This is a genomic window from Pseudarthrobacter sp. alpha12b (assembly GCF_054130495.1).
In genome coordinates this window covers 4428147-4444317 of the sequence record NZ_CP196746.1, presented here as the reverse complement: position 1 = coordinate 4444317, position 16171 = coordinate 4428147, and the positions used below count along the sequence as shown (strand labels likewise).

The following is a 16171-nucleotide window of genomic DNA, read 5'->3' as shown; positions in this document are numbered from 1 at the left end:
TCAGTTCTCTATCGACAGGATGGGCATGGCCTGGGTGTAGGGCGACGACGGGTTGGACCCCGCCGAGCGCATCCGAAGCCAGAAGAAATCGTGGCTTCCGATGGTCAGGGTGAGGGTGCCGTCATCACCAATGCCGGGGAAGATCTGTCCGCCAAAAACATCGCGGAGCCCCCTGCCGGCATATTCGGGAATCCGCAGCGTGGCGGCGACCGGGTGCTGGGAGAGGTTGAAGGCGCAGAGGATAATCTCGGCGTCGGCACCGGCAGGGTTGCTGTCCGGCAGCTCGCGCACGTATGCCAGGACGGCGTCGTGGTCTGCCTCGACGTGCTTGAAGCCCCCCAGCCCGAACGCCGGGTGGTTCTTGCGGACGCTGAGGATCTGGCGGGTCCAGCGCAGCAGGGACCCGGAGTGGGCTGCCTCAGCCTCCACGTTGGCCATGGCGTAGTTGTACACCAGGGACTGGATGGGCGGCAGGTACAGCTTGCCGGGATCCGCGTGCGAGAAACCGGCGTTCCGGTCCGGGTTCCACTGCATGGGCGTACGGACGGCGTCGCGGTCCTCAAGCCAGATGTTGTCCCCCATGCCGATCTCGTCCCCGTAGTACAGGAACGGGCTGCCCGGAAGCGAGAGCAGGAGCGCGTTGATCAATTCGATTTCGGCCCTCGAATTATCGAGCAGGGGTGCCAGCCGGCGCCGGATGCCGATGTTGGCGCGCATGCGGGGGTCCGGTGCGTACCAGCCCAGCATTGCCGCACGCTCATCGGCAGTAACCATTTCCAGGGTCAGCTCATCGTGGTTGCGGAGGAACGTGCCCCACTGCGCACCCTCGGGGATGTCCGGGGTGTCGCGCATGGTTTCGATGATTGGCGCGGCCTTCTGGTCCCGCAGCGCGTAATACAGGCGGGGCATGATGGGGAAGTGGAACGCCATGTGGCACTCCGGTTCTTCAACGGTGCCGAAGTACTCCACCACCTCGGTGGGCGGCTGGTTCGCTTCGGCGATGATCACGCGGCCGGGATAGCTTTCGTCCACCATTTCCCGCAGCCGGCGGAGGAACTCGTGGGTGGCCGGAAGGTTCTCGCAGTTGGTGCCCTCTTCCTCAAAGAGGTAGGGGATGGCGTCTGCCCGGAATCCGTCGATCCCCTGGTCCAGCCAGAACCGGACCACATCGAAGACGGCGTCGATCACCTTGGGGTTCTCGAAGTTCAGGTCCGGCTGGTGGCTGAAGAACCGGTGCCAGAAGAACTGGCGGCGGATGGGATCGAACGTCCAGTTCGATTCCTCCGTGTCAACGAAGATGATGCGCGCGTCCTGGTACTTTTCGTCGGTGTCGCTCCAGACGTAGAAGTCGCCGAAGGGACCGTCCGGGTCTTTCCGCGACTCCTGGAACCAGGGGTGCTGGTCAGAGGTGTGGTTCAGCGGCAGGTCGATGATCACCCGGACGCCGCGGGCATGCGCTTCCGCCACGAGCCGCTTGAAGTCGCTGATGGTGCCGAACTCGTCAAGGACGGAGTTGTAGTCGGAAATGTCATAGCCGCCGTCCCGCAGCGGCGACTGGAAGAACGGGGGCAGCCACAGGCAGTCCACGCCCAGCCACTGCAGGTAGTCCAGCCGGTCGATGAGTCCGGAGAAATCCCCGGACCCATCGCCGTTGGCATCCGCAAAGGCCCTGACAAGTACTTCGTAGAACACTGCCTTGCGGTACCACAATGGGTCATGCTGAAGGCCAGGCGCATTTAGCTCGAACGTGCTCTTGGGAGTGAAGTGGCCGGAACTTTGCGGATTGAAACTCACTGATGCATTCTCCTCACGCTCAGGATGTGGGCGGGCTCCACGTGCGGATCAAGCCGCACGTAGTTGTACTCGCCCCACTCCCAGCTTTGGCCGGAGATGAGGTCGTCCACGTAGAAGCCGCCGCCCGGGGTGATGTCCTGCGGGTCCAGCTCCAGGGCCGCCAGGTCCAGGGCCACGCTGCATTCCTTGGTGACATGCGGGTCCACGTTGACCACCACGATGATGGTGTCCTTGGACCCGTCGGGAAGGGTTTTGTGCTTGGAGTAGACCACAGTGGACTCGTCCGTGCTTTGGTGGACCGTCAGGTTCTGCAGGTCCAGCAGCGCGGGGTGGTCCCGGCGGATGTGGTTCAGCCGGGTGATGTACGGGGCCAGCGAGCGACCGGACTCAGCAGCGGCGTCCCAGTCGCGGGCCTTGTACTCGAACTTCTCGTTGTCGATGTACTCCTCGGCGCCGGGCCGGGCAACGTGCTCGTACAGTTCATAGCCGGCGTAGACGCCCCAGAGCGGGCTTCCGGTGGAGGCCAGGACCGCCCTGATCCGGAATGCAGCCGGTCCACCGTACTGCAGGTATTCCGTAAGGATGTCCGGGGTATTGACGAAGAAGTTGGGCCGGAAAAATGCCGGGGATTCGTGGCTTACTTCATTGAAGTAGGTCTCGATTTCCTTCTTGGTGTTGCGCCAGGTGAAGTAGGTATAGGACTGCTGGAAGCCAGCCCTGCCCAGGGCGTGCATCATGGCGGGGCGGGTGAAGGCCTCGGCGAGGAACACGACGCCGGGTACCGCTTTATCCACTTCCGCAATAAGCCACTCCCAGAACCACACAGGCTTGGTGTGCGGGTTATCCACGCGGAAAATCTTTACGCCGTGGCTCACCCACAGCAGCACAATCCGCAGGATTTCCTGGGAAAGCCCCTCCGGGTCATTGTCGAAATTGAGCGGATATATGTCCTGGTACTTCTTGGGCGGGTTTTCCGCGTAGGCAATGCTCCCGTCCACCCTGGTGGTGAACCATTCCGGATGGGACTGCACCCAGGGGTGGTCCGGGGCCGCCTGGAGCGCGAGGTCCAGGGCAACTTCCAGGCCCAGTTCGTTGGCCCGTGCCACGAAGGCGTCAAAATCCTCGAAGGATCCGAGGTCCGGGTGGATGGCGTCGTGGCCGCCTTCCTTGGCTCCGATGGCCCAGGGGGAGCCGGGATCGCTGGGGCCGGCCACGAGGGTGTTGTTGGGTCCCTTGCGGAACTGGACGCCGATGGGGTGGATGGGCGGCATGTAGAGGACGTCGAAGCCCATGGCAGCCACGGCGTCGAGCCGCTTGGCCGCGGTCCGGAAGTTGCCCGACGTCCAGGCGCCGGTGTTGTGGTCCTTGACGGCGCCTTCGGACCGGGGGAAAAACTCGTACCAGGCGCCCCGGCCGGCCCGGTCCCGCTCCACCAGGAGGGGGAACCTCTCGGATACGGTGACGAGTTCCCGGATGGGGTGGCGGCCAACGATGTCCGCGATTTCCTGGCTGAACCCGGCCCCGAGCCGTTCCTCCGTGCTGCGGGACTGGTCTTCCAGGACCTCCGACGCGTGCCGCAGTGCTGCCCGGTCCACCTCGTCCCGGAAGTCCTCCGCGGACGCTTCACCAAGCAGTTTGGCACCTTCGGCGAGCATGAGTTCGACGTCGATACCCGCGTCGATCTTCACCTCCGCGTTGTGGTGCCACGTGCCGTAGCGGTCGTGCCAGGCTTCGATGGCAAAGGACCAGTTCCCCGGTTCCGATGGCGTGAGCACACCTTCCCAGCGGTCCGTGCCCATGCCGCGTTCCCCGCGGGGCGGCGCAAGCCGCACGCGCTGGCGCTCTGCACCGGAAGGGTCCAGGAGCACGGCGCTGACGCCGAGCTGGTCATGCCCCTCCCGGAAAGCGGTGGCGCCCACCACGATGGCCTCGCCGGGCAGGGCCTTGGCCGGAAATTTGCCGTCCTCGACGACGGGCTGCACGGCGGTGATGGGAAAACGCCCGAACCGCAGGTCCTCGGTGATACGGCGCTGGGGCATTTTGGTGGATGCGGCACTGGTTCCTGAGTTAGTCGTCACAGGCTCGACGTTAGCGAGAAATGATCAGGATTGCTAAGCCTGCTCCCTAAATTCGCCGTGCCGCGGCCCAATTTCTTCATGCCCCTGTCATTTACCCAAAAGAAACCGAAAGCTGGTTCCAGCCGCGCATGTTGTCGGTTAGTGTGACGCAGGTGAAGGCAATCCGCAGGTTTACGGTCCGTACAGTCCTCCCCGAACCCATTCGGCCCCTGGCCAGGCTGGCCAGCAATTTGCGGTGGTCCTGGCACCGCCCCACCCGGGAACTCTTCGCCGGGCTGAACCCGCGTCTGTGGGAGGAAAGCGGGCAGGACCCCGTGGGCTTCCTGGGGATGGTCAGCCGCGAGGAATTCCAGCAGCTCGCCGCGGACCAGTCCGTGGTGGACCGGGTTCGCGCGGCCGAGCAGGACCTTGACCGGTACCTCCAGGAGCCGCGCTGGTACCAGGGTCTGGGCCCGGATGCGCCTGCCTCCATCGCATACTTCTCCCCCGAGTTCGGCATCACCGAGGTCCTCCCCCAGTATTCGGGCGGCCTGGGCATCCTTGCCGGCGACCACCTGAAGGCTGCCTCGGACCTGGGCGTCCCGCTGATCGGTGTGGGCCTGCTGTACCAGGCGGGCTATTTCAAGCAGTCACTGTCCCGCGATGCGTGGCAGCAGGAGACCTACCCCGTCCTGGATCCCGACGGCCTGCCGCTGACCCTGCTCCGCGAACCGTCCCCGGACGGCAACGGCAAGGCCCTGCAGATTTCCCTTCCCCTGCCCAACGGGCGCCGGCTGCTGGCACACATCTGGCGCGCCGACGTCGGACGCGTTCCGCTGCTCCTCCTGGACTCCAACGTGCCGGGCAATGACGACGCCGCCCGCAGCATCACCGACCGCCTGTACGGCGGGGGCGGCGACCACCGGCTGCAGCAGGAACTCCTGCTGGGCATGGGCGGGGTCAAGGCCCTGCGCGCCTTCCAGAAACTGACGGGCTGCGCCGCCCCTGAGGTCTTCCACACCAACGAGGGCCACGCGGGGTTCCTCGGGATCGAACGCATCCAGGAACTGATGTCCGGGGAACAGGCCCTGACATTCGACGAAGCCCTGGCCGCAGGGCGCGCCTCCACGGTGTTCACCACTCACACGCCGGTGCCGGCCGGCATCGACAGGTTCGAAATCAGCCAGATCAGCCACTTCTTCCAGGCCGGGCTGGCCCCCGAGGTGCCGGTGGACAGGATCCTGGAACTAGGCCGTGAAAACTACGCGGACGGAAACCCGGCCGTCTTCAACATGGCGGTCATGGGCCTCCGCCTGGCCCAGCGCGCCAACGGCGTGGCCAAACTCCACGGCGAAGTGTCGCGCGGCATGTTCTCCGCGCTCTGGCCGGGCTTTGACCACTCCGAGGTGCCCATCACCTCCGTCACCAACGGCGTGCACGTGCCCACCTGGGTGGACAGCCGCATCTCCAAGCTGGCCCGTGACCAGTTCGGCAGCGAGGCGGAAGCGCTGGGCAAATGGGACCTTGCCTACAACGTCAGCGACGCCGATGTCTGGGCGCTGCGCCGGGAGATGCGGGCCGCCCTGGTGGAGGATGTCCGCCGCAGGCTGCGCGCGGCATGGAAGAAGCGCGGCGCGGCGGACGCCGAGCTGGGCTGGACCGACAACGTCCTTGACCCTGACGTGCTCACCATCGGGTTCGCCCGCCGCGTGCCCACCTACAAGCGGCTCACGCTGATGCTCCGCGAGCCGGCGCGGTTGAAGGCACTGCTCCTGCACAAGGACCACCCCATCCAGCTGGTCATCGCCGGAAAGTCCCACCCCGCGGACGACGCCGGGAAGAAGATGATCCAGGACCTGGTCCGCTTCACGGACGATCCCGAGGTCCGGCACCGCATCGCGTTCCTGCCCAACTACGACATCGCCATGGCCAGGACCCTGTTCCCGGGCTGCGACGTCTGGCTGAACAATCCGCTGCGGCCTTTGGAGGCATGCGGTACCTCCGGCATGAAGGCGGCGCTGAACGGATCGCTGAACCTGTCCGTCCTTGATGGCTGGTGGGATGAGATGTACGACGGCGAGAACGGCTGGGCCATCCCCACCGCCAACAACGACGCCTCCCCCGAGGAACGCGATGACATCGAGGCGGCAGCGCTGTACGAGCTGCTGGAGACACAGGTGGCGCCGCGCTTCTACGGGAGCACAGTGTCCGAGGGTGCCGGTGCTGCCGGGCCTTCCACCACCAGGAGCGAGACGGTGCCCACCCACTGGGTGTCCATGATCAAGCACACCCTGTCCCACCTGGGGCCGGCCGTCTCCGCCGAGCGCATGCTCCGCGACTACGTGAACATCCTGTACCGCCCCGCCGCGGAAGCCGGCCGCAGCGCCACAGCCAACTCCTACGCCCAGGCCCGTGCCCTGGCGTCGTGGTCGGCCAAGGTTCGCGGAGCCTGGCCCCAGGTGCACGTGGAGCACGTGGATTCCGTGGGCGTATCCGAGGACCCGCAGATCGGCGACACGCTCCAGGTCAACGCCTACGTGGCGTTGAACGCCCTCACCCCGGAGGACGTCTGCGTTGAGGTGGCCTACGGCCGGGCGGAGGAGAACGACGCCCTGGCGGACATCACCATGATGGAACTGCAGGTGAAGGAGGACCTGGGCAACGGGCGGCACCTGTTCAGCGGCTCTCTGGTCATCGACCGCTCCGGCCCGTTCGGCTACACGGTCCGCGTCCTGCCCCGGCATGAGGCCCTGGCCTCCAAGGCGGAGCTCGGACTGATCGTCAACGCTTAGCCCGCGGGTCTCATGGGTACGGCTCCTGGCAGGCAGGGCAGTACCCGACCAGGAGGACCCAATGACCGAACGTACGGTGGCAGATGTAATCGTGGAACGCCTCACCACATGGGGTGTGGGCCGGGTCTTCGGCTACAGCGGCGACGGCATCAACGGCTTCATGGGCGCCCTCCGCCGGGCTGAGGGGCAGGTGGAGTTCGTCCAGGCCCGGCATGAGGAGTCGGCGGCGTTCATGGCCGTGGGCCATGCGAAATACACCGGCGGCGTGGGGGTGGTGACTGCCACCCAGGGCCCGGGCGCCGTCCATCTGCTCAACGGGCTGTATGACGCAAAGCTGGACGGCGTGCCGGTGGTGGCCATCGTGGGGCAGCAGAGCCGCACCGTGCTGGGGTCCGCCTACATGCAGGAGATCGATCTCCCTGCCTTGTTCAAGGACGTCGCGTCGCAGTTCGTGCAGCTGGTCAGTGCGGCAGAGCAGATGCCCATGGTGCTGGACCGTGCCTTCCGGACGGCAAAGGCCACATCTTCCCCCTGCGTAGTCATCATTCCGCATGATGTGCAGTCCGCGCCCGCGCCGGAACTCGAACAACAGCACGGCATCGTGGTCACCGCTCCGTCCTGGAGCGCAGCAGCCAAGACCCCGCGGGACGAGGACCTGGCTGCCGCGGCAGCCCTCCTCAACGCCTCCGAACGGGTGGCGCTCCTGGTGGGCCAGGGCGCCAGGCACGCCGGCAAGGAAGTGGTTGCCGTGGCGGAGAAGCTCGGGGCGGGGATTGCCACCAGCCTCCTGGGCAAGCCGTATGTGGATGAGAACCTGCCCTTTGTGGTGGGAACCATGGGTCATCTGGGCACCACCGCCAGTGCGCACCTGCTGGGCAGCTGTGATGCCCTCCTCATCGTGGGCTCCAATGATCCCTGGACCGAGTTCTATCCGCCGCCGGGCGCAGCCCGCGCCGTGCAGATCGACATCGATGAGAAGAAGATCGGCAACCGGTACCCCGTGGAGGTGGGCCTGGCGGGAGACGCCGCGTCTGCCTTGGAAGCTTTGAACCAACGGCTGGAACACCGCCCGCGCACCCCGTGGCGTTCAGCCGTGGAGGAGGAAGTCAGCCGCTGGCGCATCCTCTCGGCAGACCGGGCCGCCGTGCCCGCAAGCCCTGTCAATCCTGAACGCGTGGTCCGGGAGCTCAACGGCAGGCTGCCGGAGAACGCCCAACTGGGTGTCGACGTCGGAAGCTGCGTCTACTGGTACGCCCGCCAACTGGTGCTGCCCCAGGGCGTCCCGGCACATCTGTCCGGGACGCTGGCCAGCATGGGCTGCGCCATCCCGTACGGGCTTGCCGCCAAGCTGGCGCATCCGGACCGCCCGCTGGTGGCCCTGGCCGGGGACGGCGCCATGCAGATGCTGGGTGTGGCAGAGCTGGTCACAGTGGCGCACCGCTGGCGCCAGTGGCAGGACCCACGGTTCGTGGTGTGCGTCTTCAACAACCGGGAGCTCACCGAGGTCACGTGGGAGCAGCGTGAGTCGGAGGCCGAACCGCGGTTCGCAGCGAGCCAGGAGCTGCCCGATTTCCCCTTTGCCGGCTACGCAGACCTGCTGGGATTGAAAGGCATCCGCGTGGAGGACCCGGAGCTGATCGCCGACGCTTGGGACCAGGCCTTCGCAGCGGACTGCCCCGTGGTGATCGAGGTGCTGACGGACCCCGAAATCCCGCTGCTGCCGCCGTTCCCGGCCGGGCGCCAGAAGGCGGAAAGCATGCGCAAGGGGCTGGCGGCGGAGGACGACGGCGGCAGGGCCTCCGCGCTCCTGGACACCTACGTTTCGCACGAGGAGCGCCGGGAGGGTTAGCTGCGCACGGTGGGCTGCAGGGCAGTAAAGCGGGTTTAGAGCAGCACTGCGGTGACGGCCAGGTCCTTGCCCGCGTACCGCTCCGCGTCCTGCAGGATTTCGCAGATGATCCCAAAGGACCTGTCGACACGGAACGGTGCCGCCACCTGCCACAGGACCGTGACTGGCGGGTTGCCGTTCTCGCTGATGCTGTCGGCAAAGTCGTGAAGCGAGTCGTTCAGGGCATCCAGGTTCACGCCGTAGTGCTCGGGAAAGTCCAGGACCTCGCCGAAGGTTTCCAGGACGGCGCGTTTGCTGTCCGCCGGGGGGACGATCACGCTGCGGCGCCCGGCATCGGCTACCTGTTCCTGCAGTTCCTCAAGGGTCCAGGTGTCGCCGGAGAAGATTCTCATGGTTGTGCTAGCTGCCTTCCGCTATGTACTTGAACGTTGCGTAGTGGTCCCCGGTGTAATACTTCTCCCCGCCGTTGCCTGCCACGATGCGCCGTGCGCCGCGGTCCGGTTCGCCGGGAGTGGGGACAGTGTATTCGCGGTAGTAGCCGCGGTCCCGTGCGGGCAGGACCCGCTCAAAGTTGCCGAACACCTGGTCATCCTGCCCGTACTGGAACGGGCCGCCCGCCCGGATCAGCGCCAGCACCCGGCGGCCCTCCACCGGGAGCGTGGATTCCCGGATTTCCGGCAGGCTGGACGGGTTGGTTCCCCGGTGTGGCGCTGACTGCTTGGCTGCCGGGGACGTGGCCGCCCCGCCCGGTGTGGCCGCGCGGCTGGAAGCAGTTCCCGGCGTCGTGCCGTCCGTTAATTGACCGAGCAGCCCGGCACCGCCGAACGCCACCATGGCCAGCACCACCAAGGTGGTGAGGAGCAGCGGGAGGATGGAACGGTTGCGCATTTGGGTCTACCTGACGGGTGGGTGGACTGGAGTCCTGGCTTTGGTGGCGCTAGGTGCGGTAGATGCTGATGGAGTTGGCCTCCACCAGGTCCTTTTCGCCCGACGCGACCCGGCCGCCCTGACGAACCTCGTGCAGCGGCGAGGTGGTCAGGCGGAGCTCGAACATGCGGGGCAGGGTGCCCTCGGCCGTGACCCTGGGCAGGGTGACCTCAACGTCCCGGGTACCGCCGTTCACCACCACCAGGCCGGCCAGTTCACCGTCGTCGGAGCCCAGCAGGAGCTGCATCACCCGCTGCTGGGGATCGTTCCAGCGCTCGGATGACATGGGCTGGCCGTGCTGGTCGAACCAGTAGAGGTAGGACTGTTCATCCCGGACGGGGAAGTCATGGGGCTGGGCAGCCAGGAACTCCTTGCGCAACCGGATGTACCGCTTGGTGCTGCGCAGCGTCTCGTGCGCCTCCGGCGTCAGCGTCCAGTCCAGCCAGGTCATGGCGTTGTCCTGGCAATAGGCGTTGTTGTTCCCCTGCTGCGTCCGCGCCAGTTCGTCCCCTGCCGTGATCATGGGAACCCCGAGCGAAACCATGAGCGATGCCATCAGGTTGCGGCGGGCCTGGGCGCGCCTCGCCAGGATTGCGCCGTTCTCGGTGGGTCCCTCGACGCCGTGGTTGTAGCTGCGGTTGTCCCCGTGACCGTCCCTGTTCTCCTCACCGTTATCCTCATTGTGTTTCCGGTCAAAGGAGACGAGGTCTTTCATGGTGAAGCCATCGTGGGCGGTGATGAAGTTCAGCGAGGCCAGCCGGGACCGGCCGGACGCCTGGAAGAGGCCCGCAGAACCTGACAGGGCGTCTGCGAGTTTGGCCATGGTCCCGCCGTTTCCGCCGGCATCAAGAGCCGCGCGGTCTGCTACCCAGAAGGTGCGGACGGCGTCCCGGAAGTGGTCGTTCCAATCCACCCATCCGAGCGGAAATTGCCCGGTCTGCCAGCCGCCGTAGCCAATGTCCCATGGCTCGGCAATCAGCTTGGCGGAGGACAGCACGGGATCGGCGGCGACTGCGGCGAGGAAGGGGTGCTTCGCGTCGAATTCGTTCGCGGCGTTCCGGCAGAGCGTGACGGCCAGGTCGAACCGGAAGCCGTCGATGTGGAACTCGTCCACCCAGTACCGCAGTGAATCAGTCACCAGCTGGACCACCCGGTGGTCCCCGAAGTTGAGTGAGTTGCCGCAGCCGGTGGTGTCGATGTACTTGCCGTTGCCGTCCACGCGGTAGTAAGTGTCCTCCCCCAGACCGCGGAAGCTCAGGACCTGGCCGTCCGGGCCGCCCTCGGCCGTGTGGTTGTAGACGACATCAAGGATGACCTCCAGCCCGGCGGCGTGCAGCGCCTTGACCATGGCCTTGAACTCGTCCTGGACGGCCTGGGGGCCCGCCTCCTGGGCCTTGCGGGTGGCGTAGGCGGGGTGCGGGGCAAAGAACGCGGCGGTGTTGTACCCCCAGTAGTTGGTGAGCCCGAGGTCCTGCAGGTGCGGCTCATCGATATGGAAGTGGATGGGCAGGAGCTGCACCGAGGTGATTCCCAAGCTCGTGAGGTGTTCCACGACGGCGGGGTGGGCCAGGCCGGCGTAGGTGCCCCGCAGCTCTTCCGGTACGTCGGGGTGGAGCATGCTCTGGCCGCGAACATGGGCTTCGTAGACGATGGTGTTGCGCCAGGGAAGATGCAGCCGTTCGTCGGCTCCCCAGTCGAAGTCGGCGGCAGTGCGGACGCTGGTGAGGACGCCGTCGCGCTGGTCCACTCCCCTGCCGTACGGGTCCAACAAGAGGGGCTGGCTGCCGGAGCCGTTTCCGTTGCCTGCCGTTACCTTTGGGGGCAGCGGCAGGCGGTCCGACGACGGGCGGAAGCCGTAGCGCGATCCGTACGGCAGGTCCTCCACGATGCCGTGGTGGACCCCCCCGGTGACGTTGGGCAGGGTCTGGATCCGCCATTCGCCACCGGGCGGGCAGTAGGCAATGTCCAGGCTGGCCACGGCAGGGGCGAAGCAGGCAACGTTGGCGCGTCCGCCGGCATGGTGGCGGGTACCGCCGGAATCAGCGCGCGGGACGCTGACACCGAGGGGAACGGCCGAGGAGGCGTCCATGGTGGATGCGGTGTCGAAGAGCGGCATGACCATCACCTACATAGTAGCGGTCAACGACGCTTGACCTGCCCATACGCCCCCGCGACGCTGGGAAACCGCCCTTGGATGACGTGCCTGGCGGACCTATCCCGCCGCGCGCTGGCGGGAGACCTCGTACAGCGAGATTCCCACGGCCATCGAAGCGTTCAATGACTCCATCGCGGAATCGATGGGGATGGAGACGATCTGGTCGCAGTTTTCCCGGACCAGGCGGCTCAGGCCCTTGCCCTCCGAGCCCACCACGATGCATACCGGTTCGGTGGCCAGGGTGAGGTCAGGCAGCGAAACGTCGCCGTCGCCGTCGAGCCCCAGTACGTAGATGCCCATGTTCTTGAACTGCTTCAGGGCGTTGTTCAGGTTGGAGGCGCGGGCCACGGGTACGCGGACCGCCGCGCCGGCACTGGTCTTCCACGCCGATGCGGTGACGCCCACGGACCGGCGCTCGGGCACAATGACGCCATGGCCGCTGAAGGCAGAGACGGAGCGGATGATCGCGCCCAGGTTCCGGGGGTCGGTGATGCCGTCCAGGGCGACGAAGAGCGGGGCGTTGCCGATGTGCCCCTTCTTCCACTTGTCCACGGTTTCCTCGGCCAGTTCATAGGCGTCCTGGTACTCGTACGGCGGAATCTGCAGCACCAGGCCCTGGTGGACGGCGTCGTCCGTCATGCGGTCCAGTTCAGGTTTGCCCGTTTCCAGCAGCGGGATGCCGCGTTCGGCGGCCAGCTTCAGGGATTCCTTGACCCGGTCATCCATTTCGATGCGGATGGCAACGTGGAGGGCCTTCGCCGGGATGCCGGCGCGGAGCGCCTCGACGACGGAGTTGCGGCCGGTGACTACTTCCTCGGTGGCACGGCCCTTGGGGCCGGACTTGGCGGCACCGGCGCTGCGGGCGCCGGTTCCCCGCTTTGCTGCGGACCGCTCGGAAAGTTGCCTGGCCTTGTGTGCCTTGTGGTACACGCGGTCCTCGGCCTTGGGCGTGGGGCCCTTGCCTTCGAGGGCCTTGCGGCCATGGCCACCGGTTCCGACGGTTGGGCCCTTCTTCGCTTTAACCGATCGGCGACCATTGTTGGCCATGATGTTCCACCCTTGATTGTGCTGACTGAATCTGCATACCAGTCTACTGACCCGAAAAAAATCGGGGGCAGCGGCCTGTTCAGTCGCGCTTGAGGCTCCAGGTGGCACCGTCCGGGCCGTCCTCCACCACGACGCCGGCCTGGTTGAGCGTGTCCCGGATGGCGTCGGAAGCGGCCCAGTCCTTTTCGGCACGGGCAGCGGCCCGGGCCGCCAGCTGCGCTTCCACCAGCACGCCCAGTGCATCGGCCTCACGGGTACTCACCGCTGCTGAGCCGGCCACGGCGTTCAGTCCCAGGACGTCAGTCATCAGGACCACTGCGTGCATCGCATTCCGCGCCGACGCGTCGTCGCCCTCGGCAAGGGCTGTGTTGCCCGCCCTGACGGTCTCGTGCAGTGCGGCCAGGGCCCGCGGTACGTTGAGGTCGTCGTCCATTGCCTCGCAGAACGCGTCGACGCCCGCGGACGGGGAACCCGCGGTGCCGTCCACGATGCCCGCATCGCCGCCGAAGCGCGCCGCGGCCTTGGCAAGGAACCCGTCAATGCGCTCGACGGCGGCCGCTGCCTCCTGCAGGGAGGTGGGACGGTAGTCAAGGATGGAGCGGTAGTGGGCCTGGCCCAGGTAGTAGCGCACCACCCGCGGGGAGGCGAGTTCCAGCATTTCGGCGGGGCTGATGGTGTTGCCGATGGACTTGGACATCTTTTCGCCCTGGTAGGTCACCATGCCGTTGTGCATCCAGAAGTTGGCGAACGGGTGTCCCGCCGCCTGCGACTGCGCCATCTCGTTCTCGTGGTGCGGGAACCGCAGGTCCAGCCCGCCGCCGTGGATATCGAAGGCGGTGCCGAGGTACTTGGTGACCATGGCGGAGCACTCAAGGTGCCAGCCGGGCCGTCCCGCACCCCAGGGCGATGCCCAGCTGGCGGTGGCCGGTTCCCCTTCTTTGGAGCCCTTCCACAGCGCGAAGTCGCGGGGGTCCTTCTTGCCGCGGGGATCGGCGTCGGGCGCTGCCTGCATGTCATCGATGTTCTGCCGGGTCAGGGCGCCGTACTTATCCCAGGACCGGACGTCGAAGTACACGTCGCCTGAGTCGTCCAGCGCCGGGTAGGCATGGCCGCGGTCGATGAGCTGCTGGATCAGGGCATGCATCTCGGGGATGTGCCCGGTGGCCCTGGGTTCATAGGTGGGGCGGGAAACGCCCAGGGTGTCGTAGGCCTTAAGGAACTCCCGCTCGTAGCGGTACGCCAGCGCCCACCACTCTTCGCGGGTTACCTCCCCGGGTTCGGGGCTGAAGTCCGGCGCGAAGGAAGCCTCGGATTTGGCCAGGATTTTGTCGTCGATGTCCGTCACGTTGCGGACAACCGTGACGCGCAGGCCCCGGTACTCCAGCCAGCGGGTGAGTTGGTCGAACGCGATGGCGGACCGGATGTGGCCCACGTGGGGCATGCCCTGGACCGTTGCGCCGCAGTAGTAGAGGCTGACCTTGCCGTCGACGATGGGGACGAAGTTCCGGACTTCGGCGGAGGCGGTGTCATAGAAGCGCAGGGTCACCGCTCCAGACTAGCCGATGGGCGCGCCAGGCCGCGGGTACACCAGGGCGGTGGCCACCGCCGAGATGCCCTCCCCGCGCCCGGTGAATCCCAGGCCATCGCTGGTGGTTGCCGTGACACCAACGTGGGCGCCTGCCGCCTCGCTGAGGACCCTTTGCGACTCTTCCCGGCGTGGCCCGAATTTGGGCCGGTTGGCTACGAACTGCACGGCAACGTTGCCAATCTCGAAGCCGGCGGCCCTGACAATCCGTGCGGCTTCGGCGAGGAGGGTGGCACCGGAGGCGCCTGCGAATTCCGGGCGGTCGGTGCCGAAATGGGTGCCAAGGTCGCCGATGCCGGCGGCTGAGAACAGTGCGTCCGCAGCGGCGTGGGCCACGGCGTCGCCGTCAGAGTGCCCGGCAAGGCCGCGTTCGCCGGGCCACAGGAGTCCACCGAGCCAAAGCGCACGGGGCGAGTCTTCAGGGGCGTACGCATGGACGTCGATTCCCACCCCGGTACGGGGAAGCACCATGTCCGGGCTCATCCTTCCACCCATCGGGCGCCCAGGGGGCCCTCGAGGAGCCCTTCGGCAAAGATAAGGTCCAGGGGCGTGGTGATCTTCAGGGACTGCGTTGATCCGCGGACGGCGTGCACGTGCGTGCCCTGCATCTCCACGAGCATGGCGTCATCGGTGACGGCCGCGGCCTGCTCCGGGTCCAGGGCCTGTGCCGCCTGGTGTGCCTCCAAGAGCGTGCCGATTTTGAAACCCTGCGGCGTCTGTACGGCCCGCAGTTCCCCGCGGCGGGCCGTCCCTGTGACAATCTCGGGCGCAAGCGCGGTGTCATCCCCGGTTGTGGCCGTCACGGTCTTGACCGTGTCAACTACCGGCAGCACGGGAATGACTGCGGCGGCGCCGGCTGCAAGGGAATCGGAAACGCGGTGGAAGACGGATTCGGGTGTCAGCGCGCGGGCGGCGTCATGGACCAGGACGGCCTCGATGCCCTCCATCACGGCAGCGATCCCGGCGCGGACGGACTCGGCCCTGGTGGATCCGCCGTCAACAACGCTCAGGAGGGGGCCGCCGTCGGCAAGCTCCTCCTGGAAACCATCGCAGAGCTGGCGCAGGCCCTGGTCGCCCGCGGGCAGCGCCACGCAGACCTGGCTGGCCACCCCTGACGCGACAATGCCCCGCAGGGCATGCATCAGGATTGGCTCTCCTCCCAGCGGCACGGCTGCCTTGGGCATGCCGTAGCCAAGTCGCTGCCCCGAACCTGCGGCAACCAGGATGACTGCTGTGACCAGGCGCGTGGGTGATTTGCTCATGCGGACTAGCCTACGACGCCGCCACTTCCGTTGGGTGCCTAAGACGCCGCCGGTGTGGGCCCAAAAAAGAAGCCCCGGCGGCACTTGCGTGCCGCCGGGGCTAAATTCTTAGGAAGCCAGGACCTCGTCGAGAACGCTTGCAGCCTTCTCTTCGTCGGTCTTTTCAGCCAGTGCCAGTTCTGAAATCAGAATCTGGCGGGCCTTGGCCAGCATTCGCTTCTCGCCTGCGGAAAGGCCCCGGTCGTGATCCCGGCGCCACAGGTCGCGAACAACCTCTGCCACCTTGATGACGTCACCGGAAGCAAGCTTCTCCAGATTTGCCTTGTACCTGCGTGACCAGTTGGTGGGTTCCTCGGTGAACTCGGCACGGAGCACATCGAAAACGTGCTCCAGGCCTTCCTTGCCCACTACGTCCCGGACCCCAACAAGGTCAACGTTCTCTGCTGGAACTTCAATGGTCAGATCACCCTGAGCCACCTTGAGCTTGAGATACATCTTCTCTTCGCCCTTGATGGTGCGCATCTTGATTTCTTCAATCTTCGCAGCACCGTGGTGAGGGTAAACTACTGTCTCGCCGACCTCAAATACCATGTGGACATTTCCCCTTTCCCGCAGACCAGTTTATCACGATTCAGGCATATGACCGGCCGGAGAAAGTGCTCCCAACCGCGAAAATCCGCGGAAAATCGGCCCAATCGACCCC

General features: G+C 66.3%; 12 protein-coding genes. 2 read left to right on the top strand and 10 right to left on the bottom strand.

The features are described from left to right. Complete coding sequence (gene treS / locus ACTAQI_RS20660) at window positions 1-1794, bottom strand: maltose alpha-D-glucosyltransferase (RefSeq protein WP_457948393.1); 1794 nt, start codon at window positions 1792-1794, stop codon at window positions 1-3. Continuing rightward, the gene (locus ACTAQI_RS20655; RefSeq protein ID WP_457951119.1) at window positions 1791-3833 is read right to left on the bottom strand and encodes an alpha-1,4-glucan--maltose-1-phosphate maltosyltransferase; all 2043 of its coding nucleotides are present in this window, start codon (window positions 3831-3833) and stop codon (window positions 1791-1793) included. Before ACTAQI_RS20655 ends, treS begins: the two co-directional genes overlap by 4 nt. A gap of 191 nt (window positions 3834-4024) precedes the next feature. Here ACTAQI_RS20655 and glgP point away from each other — a divergent pair, with 191 nt between their 5' ends. Both glgP and ACTAQI_RS20645 read left to right on the top strand, forming a co-directional pair. After that, a complete protein-coding gene (glgP, locus tag ACTAQI_RS20650) occupies window positions 4025-6643 on the top strand; it encodes an alpha-glucan family phosphorylase (RefSeq protein ID WP_457948392.1) in 2619 nt (872 codons plus the stop codon). 61 nt (window positions 6644-6704) lie between these two features. Next, window positions 6705-8492: a thiamine pyrophosphate-requiring protein gene (locus ACTAQI_RS20645; protein ID WP_457948391.1), complete on the top strand. Its 1788-nt coding sequence runs from the start codon at window positions 6705-6707 to the stop codon at window positions 8490-8492. Between the two features lie 35 nt (window positions 8493-8527). Here the strand turns inward: ACTAQI_RS20645 and ACTAQI_RS20640 are convergent, their stop codons facing one another. The 8 genes from ACTAQI_RS20640 to ACTAQI_RS20605 form a co-directional block, all read right to left on the bottom strand. Then, a complete protein-coding gene (locus tag ACTAQI_RS20640) occupies window positions 8528-8884 on the bottom strand; it encodes a barstar family protein (RefSeq protein WP_457948390.1) in 357 nt (118 codons plus the stop codon). 7 nt (window positions 8885-8891) lie between these two features. After that, on the bottom strand, window positions 8892-9380 hold the full coding sequence (locus ACTAQI_RS20635) for a ribonuclease domain-containing protein (protein ID WP_457948389.1): 489 nt from the start codon (window positions 9378-9380) through the stop codon (window positions 8892-8894). A 49-nt stretch (window positions 9381-9429) separates the two neighbouring features. Then, window positions 9430-11541, bottom strand: coding sequence for a glycogen debranching protein GlgX (glgX, locus tag ACTAQI_RS20630; protein WP_457948388.1), 2112 nt, complete (start codon window positions 11539-11541; stop codon window positions 9430-9432). A 90-nt stretch (window positions 11542-11631) separates the two neighbouring features. Next, entirely contained in the window at window positions 11632-12621 is a 990-nt protein-coding gene (gene rlmB, locus ACTAQI_RS20625) for a 23S rRNA (guanosine(2251)-2'-O)-methyltransferase RlmB (RefSeq protein WP_457948387.1), read from the bottom strand. Window positions 12622-12700: 79 nt separating this feature from the next. After that, the gene (gene cysS, locus ACTAQI_RS20620; protein ID WP_457948386.1) at window positions 12701-14167 is read right to left on the bottom strand and encodes a cysteine--tRNA ligase; all 1467 of its coding nucleotides are present in this window, start codon (window positions 14165-14167) and stop codon (window positions 12701-12703) included. Window positions 14168-14176: 9 nt separating this feature from the next. After that, window positions 14177-14677: a 2-C-methyl-D-erythritol 2,4-cyclodiphosphate synthase gene (ispF, locus tag ACTAQI_RS20615; RefSeq protein ID WP_457948385.1), complete on the bottom strand. Its 501-nt coding sequence runs from the start codon at window positions 14675-14677 to the stop codon at window positions 14177-14179. 8 nt (window positions 14678-14685) lie between these two features. Further along, window positions 14686-15468, bottom strand: a complete 783-nt coding sequence (ispD, locus tag ACTAQI_RS20610) for a 2-C-methyl-D-erythritol 4-phosphate cytidylyltransferase (RefSeq protein ID WP_457948384.1) — start codon at window positions 15466-15468, stop codon at window positions 14686-14688. A 108-nt stretch (window positions 15469-15576) separates the two neighbouring features. Then, window positions 15577-16059 carry a CarD family transcriptional regulator gene (locus tag ACTAQI_RS20605; RefSeq protein WP_011690592.1) on the bottom strand — a complete coding sequence of 161 codons (483 nt, stop codon included), beginning with the start codon at window positions 16057-16059 and terminating at the stop codon, window positions 15577-15579. Between the last annotated feature and the right edge of the window lie 112 nt (window positions 16060-16171).

Bases quoted from the DNA above. Each gene is read 5' to 3' on its own strand.
- ACTAQI_RS20655 (WP_457951119.1), bottom strand. From the start codon at position 3,833: ATGCCCCAGCGCCGTATCACCGAGGACCTGCGGTTCGGGCGTTTTCCC.
- ACTAQI_RS20645 (WP_457948391.1), top strand. From the start codon at position 6,705: ATGACCGAACGTACGGTGGCAGATGTAATCGTGGAACGCCTCACCACA.
- ACTAQI_RS20640 (WP_457948390.1), bottom strand. From the start codon at position 8,884: ATGAGAATCTTCTCCGGCGACACCTGGACCCTTGAGGAACTGCAGGAA.
- ACTAQI_RS20635 (WP_457948389.1), bottom strand. From the start codon at position 9,380: ATGCGCAACCGTTCCATCCTCCCGCTGCTCCTCACCACCTTGGTGGTG.
- glgX (WP_457948388.1), bottom strand. From the start codon at position 11,541: ATGGTCATGCCGCTCTTCGACACCGCATCCACCATGGACGCCTCCTCG.
- rlmB (WP_457948387.1), bottom strand. From the start codon at position 12,621: ATGGCCAACAATGGTCGCCGATCGGTTAAAGCGAAGAAGGGCCCAACC.
- ispF (WP_457948385.1), bottom strand. From the start codon at position 14,677: ATGGTGCTTCCCCGTACCGGGGTGGGAATCGACGTCCATGCGTACGCC.
- ispD (WP_457948384.1), bottom strand. From the start codon at position 15,468: ATGAGCAAATCACCCACGCGCCTGGTCACAGCAGTCATCCTGGTTGCC.
- ACTAQI_RS20605 (WP_011690592.1), bottom strand. From the start codon at position 16,059: ATGGTATTTGAGGTCGGCGAGACAGTAGTTTACCCTCACCACGGTGCT.